At 70.6% G+C, this 10,047-nt stretch carries 10 protein-coding genes and 1 pseudogene; 4 read left to right on the top strand and 7 right to left on the bottom strand.

Annotated features, from left to right (window positions below):
• Positions 1-188, top strand: a pseudogene (locus NL1_RS34635) (NDP-sugar synthase); the annotation flags it as partial.
• A 34-nt stretch (positions 189-222) separates the two neighbouring features.
• Here the strand turns inward: NL1_RS34635 and NL1_RS34630 are convergent.
• Both NL1_RS34630 and NL1_RS34625 read right to left on the bottom strand, forming a co-directional pair.
• Positions 223-921 carry a response regulator gene (locus NL1_RS34630; protein WP_067848829.1) on the bottom strand — a complete coding sequence of 233 codons (699 nt, stop codon included), beginning with the start codon at positions 919-921 and terminating at the stop codon, positions 223-225.
• The gene (locus NL1_RS34625) at positions 918-2,411 is read right to left on the bottom strand and encodes a sensor histidine kinase (RefSeq protein ID WP_245673729.1); all 1,494 of its coding nucleotides are present in this window, start codon (positions 2,409-2,411) and stop codon (positions 918-920) included. Before NL1_RS34625 ends, NL1_RS34630 begins: the two co-directional genes overlap by 4 nt.
• 254 nt (positions 2,412-2,665) lie before the next feature.
• Here NL1_RS34625 and NL1_RS34620 point away from each other — a divergent pair, with 254 nt between their 5' ends.
• The gene (locus tag NL1_RS34620; protein WP_067848826.1) at positions 2,666-4,027 is read left to right on the top strand and encodes a cation:dicarboxylate symporter family transporter; all 1,362 of its coding nucleotides are present in this window, start codon (positions 2,666-2,668) and stop codon (positions 4,025-4,027) included.
• A 172-nt stretch (positions 4,028-4,199) separates the two neighbouring features.
• Here the strand turns inward: NL1_RS34620 and NL1_RS34615 are convergent, their stop codons facing one another.
• Together NL1_RS34615 and NL1_RS34610 are read right to left on the bottom strand one after the other, a co-directional pair.
• On the bottom strand, positions 4,200-4,415 hold the full coding sequence (locus NL1_RS34615; protein WP_067848823.1) for a DUF4287 domain-containing protein: 216 nt from the start codon (positions 4,413-4,415) through the stop codon (positions 4,200-4,202).
• Positions 4,416-4,505: 90 nt separating this feature from the next.
• Positions 4,506-4,745 (bottom strand): DUF4267 domain-containing protein, encoded by a 240-nt coding sequence (locus tag NL1_RS34610; protein WP_281180903.1) that lies wholly within the window; start codon positions 4,743-4,745, stop codon positions 4,506-4,508.
• 56 nt (positions 4,746-4,801) lie between these two features.
• Between NL1_RS34610 and NL1_RS34605 the strand changes: the two genes are divergently transcribed.
• Together NL1_RS34605 and NL1_RS34600 are read left to right on the top strand one after the other, a co-directional pair.
• Complete coding sequence (locus tag NL1_RS34605; RefSeq protein WP_067848818.1) at positions 4,802-5,398, top strand: TetR/AcrR family transcriptional regulator; 597 nt, start codon at positions 4,802-4,804, stop codon at positions 5,396-5,398.
• Between the two features lie 28 nt (positions 5,399-5,426).
• A complete protein-coding gene (locus NL1_RS34600) occupies positions 5,427-6,896 on the top strand; it encodes a phytoene desaturase family protein (RefSeq protein WP_067848815.1) in 1,470 nt (489 codons plus the stop codon).
• 81 nt (positions 6,897-6,977) lie between these two features.
• Here the strand turns inward: NL1_RS34600 and NL1_RS34595 are convergent, their stop codons facing one another.
• From NL1_RS34595 to NL1_RS38400, 3 genes are all read right to left on the bottom strand, one after another.
• Positions 6,978-7,898 carry a cation diffusion facilitator family transporter gene (locus NL1_RS34595; RefSeq protein WP_067848812.1) on the bottom strand — a complete coding sequence of 307 codons (921 nt, stop codon included), beginning with the start codon at positions 7,896-7,898 and terminating at the stop codon, positions 6,978-6,980.
• 83 nt (positions 7,899-7,981) lie between these two features.
• On the bottom strand, positions 7,982-9,202 hold the full coding sequence (gene manA, locus NL1_RS34590) for a mannose-6-phosphate isomerase, class I (protein ID WP_067848810.1): 1,221 nt from the start codon (positions 9,200-9,202) through the stop codon (positions 7,982-7,984).
• On the bottom strand, positions 9,202-10,047 hold an 846-nt coding region (locus NL1_RS38400; RefSeq protein WP_067848807.1), incomplete at its 5' end, for a tobH protein. The genes manA and NL1_RS38400, both read right to left, overlap by 1 nt.

Genomic DNA, 10,047 nt, shown 5'->3' with positions numbered 1-10,047 from the left:
CGGGCGCGACCGTCGAACGCTCCATCATCGGCTTCGGCGCCCGCATCGGCCCGCGCGCCCTGGTCCGCGACGGCGTCATCGGCGACGGCGCGAACGTCGGCGCCCGCTGCGAACTCCTCCGCGGCGCCCGCGTCTGGCCCGGCGTCGAAATCCCGGACGGCGGCATCCGCTTCTCCACCGACGTCTGACCACCGAAGCCGAAGCCAGTTTCGCGCGCGGCGGTCAGTCGGGGCGTTTCCAGAGGTAGCGGGTTTTGGGGCGGCCCGCGCGGCCATAGTCGGAGCGGCGGACGACGAGGCCGTCGTCCGCCAGTTTCTCCAGGTAGCGCCATGCGGTGATGCGGGAGACGCCGATGCTGGTCGCGGTGTCGGCGGCGGTGATGCCGTCGCCCGCGGTGCGCACGATCCGGGAGATCTCCTCGAGTGTCTGCGGGGCAACGCCTTTCGGAGTGTTGGTGCGCTGGTCGGGGGTGCGCAGGGCGCTGAGGGCGCGGTCGATGTCGAGCTGGGTCAGCGCGGACTCGCCCGGGGGCAGTGCGGTGCGGAACTCTCGGTAGCGCTCCAGTTTGTCCTGGAATGCGGCGAAGGTGAACGGCTTCAGCAGGTAGAGGACCACGCCGTTGGCGACGGCGGTGCGCACCATGGCCAGGTCGCGGGCCGAGGTGATGGCGATGACGTCGGGGCTCGGCGCCAAACCGCTGAGCGCGGCGGCGACGTCCAGGCCGCTGGCGTCGGGCAGGCCGATGTCCATGAGCACCAGGTCGATCGGTGTGCCCTCGGCGGCGGCCGCGGCGGTCGCCCGCATCGCCTCGCGTCCCGTCTGCGCGACACCGACCGGGGTGAAGCCGGGGATGCGTTCGACGTAGGCGCGGTGCGCCTCGGCGATCAGCGGCTCGTCCTCGACGATCAATACTCGGATCACGATGCGTCCTTTCCGGAGCCGCGCGGAATGGTCACGGTCACCGTGCTTTCCGGCTCGTGGCGGGCGTCGATCGTCCCGCCGTGCCTGGCGACGACCCGGTGCACCAGCGCGAGACCGAGCCCGTGGTGGTCGTCTTTGGTGGTGTACCCGCGCTCGGCCGCGCGCGCGAACGTCTGCGCCGACATGCCGGGCCCGCTGTCGGTGATACGCAGGAACAGGTCCGAATCCGCTTGACGCACCGCGACTTCCACCCACGCGCCCGCGCTGCCCGTTGCGGCGTCGATGGCGTTGTCGATCAGGTTGCCGACCAGGGTGACCGCCTCGCGGGCGGAGAGCGGCGCGGTCGCGTCGAGGGCGGTGTCGGCCGAGATGGTCAGCTCGACATCGCGTTCGGCGGCCTGGTTCACCTTGCCGAGCAGCAGCGCGGCCAGCGCCGGATCGCCGACCGCGCCCATCATCCGGTCGATGAGCGATTGGGAGAGCCGCAGTTCGGCGGTGGCGAATTCGACCGCCTCGCGGTACCGGCCGAGTTCCACCATGGTGATCACGGTATGCAACCGGTTGGCCGACTCGTGCGCCTGGGCCCGCAGTGATTCGGCGAAACTCCGCACCGAGTCGAGTTCGCCGAGCACACTGCGCAATTCGGTGTGGTCACGGATGGTCATGACGGTGCCGAGGGTACGGCCCTCGGAGGCGACGACGTCCTGGTTGACCAGCAGCACCCGGTCGTTGGTCACGTGCATCTCGTCGCGAATCACGCCCCAGCTCATGCTTCGCATCGACAGCGGCAGGTCCTCGCGGTGCACGATGCCCTCCGGCAAGTCGAGCAGCCGCCGCGCCTCGTCGTTGACGACCTCGGCCCGCTCGCCCGCGCCGAAGACCACCAGGCCCTCGTGGATCGAATGCAGCACCGCGTCGTGGTGTTCGTACATGACGCGCAGCTCGTCGGGCGCGAGGCCGTGGGTCTGGCGGCGCAACCGGCGGCTCAACAGGAACGAGCCGAGCGCGGCCACCGCCAGACCGGCGCCCGCCACACCGAGGATCTTCGGCAACTGCGCGGCGACCTGATCGCCGATGCGCGCCCGCGTGACGCCCGCCGACACCAGCGCCACGACTCGGTCGCCGTCGTACACCGGAGTCACCGCGCGAATGGACGGCCCGAGCGTGCCGGTGAACGTCTCGGTGAACGTCTCCCCGGCCAGCGCCCTGTCGATGTTGCCGCTGAACGGCTGGCCGATACGTTCGGGATTGGTGTGAGTGAACCGCGTCCGGTCCGGCGCCATCACCACGATGAAGTCCATCCCGGTCTGCAGCCGGATCCGCTCGGTCACCGGTTGCAGCTGCGTGCTCGGCTCGGCGGAGAGCACCGCCGCGCGCGTGGACGGCGCCTGCGCCAGGCTCACCGCCACGTCGATGACCTCGTGCTCGGTGGTCACGTCGCTGGTGTGCCGTGCGTCGATCATGGCCAGCGCCGCGGCACCGGCGATCATCAGCGCGAGCACCACGAGTTGCAGGGCGAAGACCTGGCCCGCCAGCGAGAGCCGCGGGCCGCGCGATCGCTCGCCGCGGCGAGCGCCGGCGAGCGGGGACCCGGCGGCGTCTGGGGAGCGACGACGTCGCACGAGCTGACCTCCACTGAACGTAATGCACCAAACAGTGACCCGCGTCACGCGGGTCGTCATCATTTTGCACACGCGGCCGTGACGGCCCGCATTCCGGTACCACTCGGAGGACATGATTCGCCATGAGCGACACACCTCGCACGTCGCGGCGCGACCGCACCCACTGGCTGTATCTGGCGGTCATCGCCGCTGTCGGCGCAGGAATCCTCGTCGGCTGGCTGGCGCCCGGCGTCGGCGTCTCGCTGGCCCCGCTCGGCACCATGTTCGTCGACTTGATCAAGATGATGATCGCGCCGGTCATCTTCTGCACGATCGTGCTCGGGATCGGTTCGGTGCGCACCGCGGCCACCGTCGGCAAGGTCGGCGGGCTGGCGCTCGGCTACTTCCTGATCATGTCGACGATCGCCCTCGGCATCGGCCTGGTGGTCGGCAACCTGCTGGAGCCGGGCAGCGGGATGAACATCGCCAAGACCGCGGGCGCGGGCGCGAAGTACGCCGATCAGGCGCACAGCGCGGGCGGTACCTGGGAGTTCATCAACAACATCATTCCGACCACGCTGGTCTCCTCGCTCACCGAAGGCAGCGTGCTGCAGGCCCTGTTCGTCGCGCTGCTCGTCGGCTTCGCGGTGCAGGCCATGGGCAGCGTGGGCGAGCCGATCCTGCGCGCGGTGACCATGGCCCAGAAGCTGGTGTTCCGCATCCTGTCGATGATCCTGTGGCTGGCCCCGATCGGCGCCTTCGGCGCGATCGCGAACGTGGTCGGCAAGACCGGCCTGGACGCGGTGGTCCAGCTGGCCACCCTGATGATCGCCTTCTACCTGACCTGCCTGGTGTTCGTCTTCGGTGTGCTCGGCGTGCTGGTGCGCGTGGTGTCCGGTGTGTCGATCCTGAAGCTGGTCCGGTACCTGGCGCGGGAGTACCTGCTCATCGTCGGCACCTCGTCCTCGGAATCGGCGCTGCCGCGGCTGATCGCGAAGATGGAGCACCTGGGCGTCGAGCGGACCACCGTCGGCGTCGTGGTGCCGACCGGATACTCGTTCAACCTGGACGGCACCGCGATCTACCTGACCATGGCCTCGATCTTCATCGCCGACGCGATGGGCAAGCCGCTCAGCCTGCCCGAACAGCTCGGCCTGCTGCTGTTCATGATCGTCGCCTCCAAGGGCGCGGCGGGCGTCACCGGTGCGGGCCTTGCCACCCTCGCGGGCGGGCTGCAGAGCCACCGGCCGGAGCTGCTCGACGGCGTCGGCCTGATCGTCGGCATCGACCGTTTCATGTCCGAGGCCCGCGCGCTGACGAACTTCTCCGGCAATGCGGTCGCGACCGTGCTGATCGGCACCTGGACCAAGACCATCGACGTGGACCAGGTCCGGCAGGTGCTCGACCGCAAGCTGCCGTTCGACGAACGGACCATGATCGACGAGCACGGCGCGCCGGAGTCCGCGGAACCCGCCGAGAAGAGCCTGGTCTCGGCCTCGGCCTGACCCCCGACGTCCCGGCCAACGCCGGGGCCGAGGGCGGCACCCCACTACCCACCGCCTCCGTAGGCAGGTGCCGCCCTGGCGATCGACGAAGGGCCCGCATATCCCGCGGGCCCTTCGTTCGTGTTCGGGTGCTGCCGTTCGTGTTTCGGCGCTGCTGTTGTCTCGGTACTTCTCAGGCCGCCCACTTGGCCGGGTTGAGGTGGTACTGGACGAGCGCGGTGGCGTGGCCGTGGCCGACGCCGTGCTCGGTCTTCAGCCACTCGACCAGTGGCTTGTGCCCGGCCACGCCGCACTCGCGCAGCAGGGTGAACCATTCGTCGATGCCGCGGCCGTACTTGGCCTCGATGGTGGGGAAGTAGGACGCGGGGCCGTGCGGCTTGGTCGCCATGGTTCGTTCTCCTGTGCTCGCGGTGCGTTCAGAGGAATGGACGGCGCTCGGACACGGAATTCATCGCGCGAACCGGGGCTGTGCCGTGGATCACACCGCGGCGGCGGCGCGGGTGTCCGGCTCCTTCGTGACCGACCGCTCCCGGATCAGCAGCACGCCGGTGAGCGCCACGAATGCGGCGGTGAGCCCGTGGATGCCGAAGGCCGCACCCGCCGAGCCGTCCCAGCGCAGCACCGTGAGCATGTCGCCGAACGGGATCAGCGCGATCACCAGGGTGGCGATCCCGAGCGCGTACCGCTGCTTCGCGGCGAGCAGGGCCAGAATGACCAGCCCGAAGCCGCTGAACGAGCCTCGGTAGATTGTCTAGCGGTGCTAGAATTCTTTCCATGAGCACCCAGACTCGCAAGGAACGCGAACGGGCCGAACGCCATCGGCGCATCATCGACACCGCCCGCCAGCTCGCCGAGACGCAAGGCTGGGAATCGGTGACGGTCCGCAGGCTCGCCGACCGCATCGAGTACAGCCAGCCGGTGCTCTACAGCCACTTCGCGGGCAAGTCCGCCATCGTCACGGCCGTCGCCGAACAGGGCTTCGCCGAACTCGCCACCGCACTGCGCGCGGCGCACGCCACCGCCGAGACCCCGGCCGCGGCACTGGAATCGGTGGCAAGGGCCTACCTAGGCTTCGCGGACGCCAACCCTGCGCTCTACGACGCGATGTTCCTGATGAAGACCGACCTGACCTTCGGGCCCGAGGCGCCGCAGGCGCTGCGCGACGGCTGGGGCGAGCTGGAACGTCTGTTCCGCCCGTTCGTCGCCGAACCCGATCTCGGTGCGCGCACCGAGGTGGCCTGGAGTTCGATCCACGGCATGGCCACCCTGGCGCGCGGTGGCCGGCTGCTGCCGCAGCTGTGGGAGGCGCGGCTGCGGATTCTCGTCGACGAATGGCTGGCCGGGGTGGGGGCGGACGAGGCGCGTCGCTGAATTCTCGGGCGCAGGTAGCGTGGGGTTCATGGCTGATGTTGTGGTGGTCGGCTCCGGACCCAACGGCCTCGCCGCGGCGGTGGTCCTCGCCTCGGCGGGACTGTCGGTCGAGGTGTTCGAGGCCGAGGCCACGCCGGGCGGCGGCTCGCGCACCGCGGAGCTGACGCTGCCCGGTTTCCACCACGACGTCTGCGCGGGCGCGCACCCGATGGCGTTGGCGTCACCGTTCTTTCGCGCCTTCGATCTGAGCGCGCGCGGCGTCGAGCTGCTCACTCCCGAGGTGTCCTACGCGCACCCGATGGACGGCGGCCGGGCCGGGCTGGCCTGGCTTGATCTGGAACGCACCGTCGCCGATCTCGGCCGCGACGGCGACGCCTGGCGGCGGCTGTTCGCGCCGTTGGTTCGCCAGTGGCAGGGCGTGGTCGACGTGGCCATGTCCGATATGCGCGGCCTGCCCGCAGACCTGCCCACCGCGGTGCGCTTCGGCCTGCGGCTCGCCGAACAGGGCTCGCCGCTGTGGAACGCGCGGTTCCACGAGGACCTCGCGCCCGCGCTGCTGACCGGCGTCGCGACCCACGCGATCACCTCGCCGCGCGCTTTCCCCGCGGTCGGCGCGGGCCTGCTGCTCGCCACGCTCGGCCACGCGGGCGGCTGGGTCTTACCGCGCGGCGGCAGCCAGACCATCCCCGACGCGCTCATCGCCGAAGTCGAGGACCTCGGCGGCCGGGTGCACACCGGCCACCGGGTGGACTCGCTGGACGAGTTCACCGGTGCGCGCGCCGTCCTGCTGGATCTCGCACCCGCGGGCCTGCTCCGGCTGGCCGCCGACCGGCTGCCCACTCGATATGCCAAGCGGCTGCGGCGGTTTCGCTACGGCGGCGCGGCGTGCAAGGTCGATTTCGCGCTCTCCGGTCCGGTGCCGTGGCAGGCCGAGGGCTGTGAGCGTGCGGGCACCCTGCATCTGATCGGCAGCCGCGCCGAGGCGATGGCCGCGGAGGGCGCGGTCGCCGCGGGGCGCCACGCCGAGCGTCCGTACGTGCTCTCCATCCAACCGGGCGTCGTCGATCCCGGCCGCGCACCCGGCGACGCGCAGACCTTCTACACCTACGCCCACGTGCCGAACGGTTCCGATCGCGATATCAGTGACGCGGTGATCGCCCAGGTGGAGCGTTTCGCGCCTGGCTTCCGCGACCTGATCCTCGCCACGAACGTGATCACCGCCGCCGAACAGCCCACGCACAACGCCAACTACGTGGGCGGCGATATCTCCGCTGGCGCGATGACGCTGCGCCAGACCGCTTTCCGTCCCGCACCGCGCTGGAACCCCTACGCCACACCGCTGCCCGGCGTCTACCTGTGCTCCTCGGCGACGCCGCCCGGTCCCGGCGTGCACGGCATGAACGGCATGCACGCCGCCCGCCACGTGCTGCGCCACGAATTCGACATCCACACCGACCCGCTCGACCTGCTGCGCGACCGTCAGCCGCAGCACCGCTGACCGCCGCGTCCAGCCGACGCACCCGTCGAAACGCGTGAGCACCGCTGCCCTCGGGCAACGGTGCTCACGCTAGGGGAATCGTCAGACGGGTTGCGTGCGGTACAGGTCGGGTTCGACGTAGATGATGCGCGCGGCGGGCACGGCCCGGCGCACCCGCGCCTCGGCGGCGTCGATGGCCGCGGCGATGGTCGCGATGTCCAGATCCGGCGTGATCGCCACCTTGGCCGCCACCAGGATTTCCTCCGGGCCGAGGTACTGGGTCTTGAGGTGGATGACGCGGTCGATGCGCTCGCCGTCGACCAGGCTCTCCCGGATCGCCCTGTCCTCCTCGGGGGTCGCGCCCTCGCCGATCAGCAGGCTCTGCATCTCGATGATCAGGATGATCGCGATGACGCCGAGCAGCACGCCGATGCACAGGGTGCCGATGCCGTCCCAGATCGCGTCGTCGGTGACCATGGTCAGGCCGACGCCGAGGAAGGCCAGGATCAGGCCGACCAGCGCGCCCGTGTCCTCGAGCAGCACCACCGGCAGCTCGGGACTGCGCGAGTTGCGGATGAACCGCCACCAGCTGGCGCCGCCCTTGAGCGGGCGGGATTCGCGAACGGCGGTGATGAAGCTGAAGGTCTCCAGGCCGATGGCGATCAACAGGATGACGATCGCGATGATCGGCGAGCTGAGTTCCTCGGGGTGCTGGATCTTGTGGATGCCCTCGTAGATGGCGTAGATCGAGCCGAGCGTGAACAGCACAAGGGCCACGATGAACGAATAGAAATAGCGATTGCGCCCGTACCCGAACGGATGCAACTCGTCGGCTTCCTGTTCGGCGCGGCGTTGACCGAACAGCAGCAGGCCCTGGTTGGAAGTGTCGGCCACCGAGTGCACCGCCTCGGCCAGCATCGAGGCCGAACCGGTGATCGCCGCGCCGATGAACTTCGCCACCGCGATCCCCGCGTTCGCCGTCAACGCGGCCAGAATCGCCTTCTTGCCACCGCCAGCAGACATGTCCTGAAGGTCCTCTCTCGTTTCGCCGATCCCGGCTAACTTAGCGTGTTCGCCGATCTTCGGCCGAGTGCGAGGCCCGTCGCTCAGCTGCCTGCGCCGAGGCAGGCGCAGAAAAGCTGGGCGGGTCCGTCCACCGCTTGGGCGCGAATATCGCTGTCGGCGGCCGAGATCCAGGCCGCGCCGCCGCGCCCGACGAGCAGCTCCGCACCGTCCTGGAGCAACCGCACCGTGCCCGCCGTGCACAGCACGATGCCGGGCCCGGCCGCGGTGAGCGGCACCTGCCCGGAGCCCTCGATGAGATCGAAGCGGCGCAGCGCGAATTCCGGCGCCGGTGTCTTGTACCGCACCGAGCCGTCGCCCGCGGGTTCCGGCAGCACGACCGGCAGGTCGATCGGCTCGAAATCCAGCACCCGCAACAGTTCCGGCACGTCGACGTGCTTGGGCGTGAGCCCGCCGCGCAGCACGTTGTCGGAGTTGGCCATGATCTCCACGCCGAGCCCGCGCAGGTAGGCGTGCAGGTTCCCGGCGTCGAGGAACAGTCCCTGGCCCGGCTCCAGCGTGACCCGGTTCAGCAGCAGCGCGGCGAGGACGCCCGCGTCGCCGGGATAGGCCTCCGCCAGTTCCAGCGCGGTGCGCGCCTCGAGGGTGAAGCCGCGCTTGCCTTTTCCGGACAGGTAGCGCACGCAGCCGTCCAGCACGGCGGGCAGCAGCGTCGCGAGCACCGGCTGGGGCAGCGTGATCCAGGTGGTGAACAGCGTGCGCAGACCCGCCGAATCGGGTTGGGAGGCAAGCATCTCCGTGTACGACGTGAGCTCGGGCACCTCCAGCGCACGGAACAGCTCGACGGTGCGGTGCGGCTCGCGGAACCCGGCCAGCGCCTCGAAGCGATCCAGCGCGACCACCAGTTCCGGCTTGTGGTTCTCGTCGCGGTAGTTGCGCATCGGCGAGTCCAGCGGCACCCGCGCGCGGTTCTCCCGCTCGAACCCGGCGCGCGCCTGCGTCGCCGAGGGGTGCGCCTGCAGCGACAGCGGCTCCTCGGCCGCCAGGATCTTCAGCAGGAACGGCAGCTTGTCACCGAATTCCGGTGCGGCGGCGCCCAGTTCGCGGTGCGGATTCGCGGCGACGAGCTCCAGCAGCGACGTGGTGCCGACGGCCGTCTTGACGTGCGCGGGATCGGCGGGATGCGCGCCGAACCAGAGTTCGGCCTCCGGGTGCGCCGAGGGGACCGGCCTGCCGCACAGCCGAGCGAGCGCGGTGCGCGAACCCCATGCGTAGGAACGCAGTGCACCAACGAGTTCGTGCACTAGTAGCGTCCCCCGTCGTACTGTTCGCCGCCGAAGCCGCCGGAGGTGCCTGCGGGCGCGCCGCGCGAGCCGATCAGCCGTAGGTAGGCCGCGGCCATCTCCAGGCGCAGCGCGAGCACCGCGAGTTGTTCGAGTTCGGTGCCGCGCCCGGGCGCGCCGGACTCCTCGGTCCGCGCCGGTGCCGGGGCGGCCGGATCGGTCAGGCTGTTCTGGAGCAGGTCGACATCGGCGCTCACCAGATCGGCGTCGACGAGACCGGAACCGCCCCCGCCGAACACCGCGACCCGGCGCCGCGCGGCGGCCTGATCGCGATCGGCGCTCAGCACGAAAACCCGGATCCGCTCCACCGGCGCGGGGCCGTCGAGTTCCTCGTCGTGGAACAGCGGATCGAAGCCGGGCGCGGATTCGCCCGCCGCCTCGATCAGGCGCGGATTGGCGGCCACCGCCTCGGCGAGATCGGCCGCGGTGGCCACCCGGCCCGCGGCTTGCAGCAGTACCTCGGCGCCGTGCTCGGCCAGTTCCGCGGCGGCGGGGGAGTCGCCGGCCAGCACGATGCCGCGCTGCTGCATGCGCGCGGCCAGCGTCTTGGCCGGGTTGTGGAAGACCTCGTTGTGCGGCCCGTCGCGCAGCGCCTCGGCGTCGAGCACGTCGGCGAGCTCGGTCAGGTCGGGCACGGCCGCGCCGGTGCGCACGGGGTCGACGATGCGCAGCACGGCCATCCCGGCCGCGAGGAAGCGCAGCAAGCGGTTGTGGTCGAGTACCGGAACGCGCGGCTCGAGCAGTGCGGCACGGCCCGCGGCCGCGGCGCGCAGCGGTCCCTCGTGCGGTGCGGCGACGACCACCTC

Source organism: Nocardia lijiangensis NBRC 108240 (assembly GCF_001613045.1).
Taxonomy (GTDB): Bacteria; Actinomycetota; Actinomycetes; order Mycobacteriales; family Mycobacteriaceae; genus Nocardia; species Nocardia lijiangensis.
Note: the sequence above shows the minus strand (reverse complement) of the source record. Positions and strands in the feature narration are given on the sequence as shown.

Excerpts from the sequence above, each read along its gene's own strand:
- NL1_RS34600 (WP_067848815.1), top strand. The coding sequence starts at position 5,427 with ATGGCTGATGTTGTGGTGGTCGGCTCCGGACCCAACGGCCTCGCCGCG.
- NL1_RS34620 (WP_067848826.1), top strand. The coding sequence starts at position 2,666 with ATGAGCGACACACCTCGCACGTCGCGGCGCGACCGCACCCACTGGCTG.
- NL1_RS34625 (WP_245673729.1), bottom strand. The coding sequence starts at position 2,411 with ATGATCGCCGGTGCCGCGGCGCTGGCCATGATCGACGCACGGCACACC.
- NL1_RS34615 (WP_067848823.1), bottom strand. The coding sequence starts at position 4,415 with ATGGCGACCAAGCCGCACGGCCCCGCGTCCTACTTCCCCACCATCGAG.
- NL1_RS34595 (WP_067848812.1), bottom strand. The coding sequence starts at position 7,898 with ATGTCTGCTGGCGGTGGCAAGAAGGCGATTCTGGCCGCGTTGACGGCG.
- NL1_RS34605 (WP_067848818.1), top strand. The coding sequence starts at position 4,802 with ATGAGCACCCAGACTCGCAAGGAACGCGAACGGGCCGAACGCCATCGG.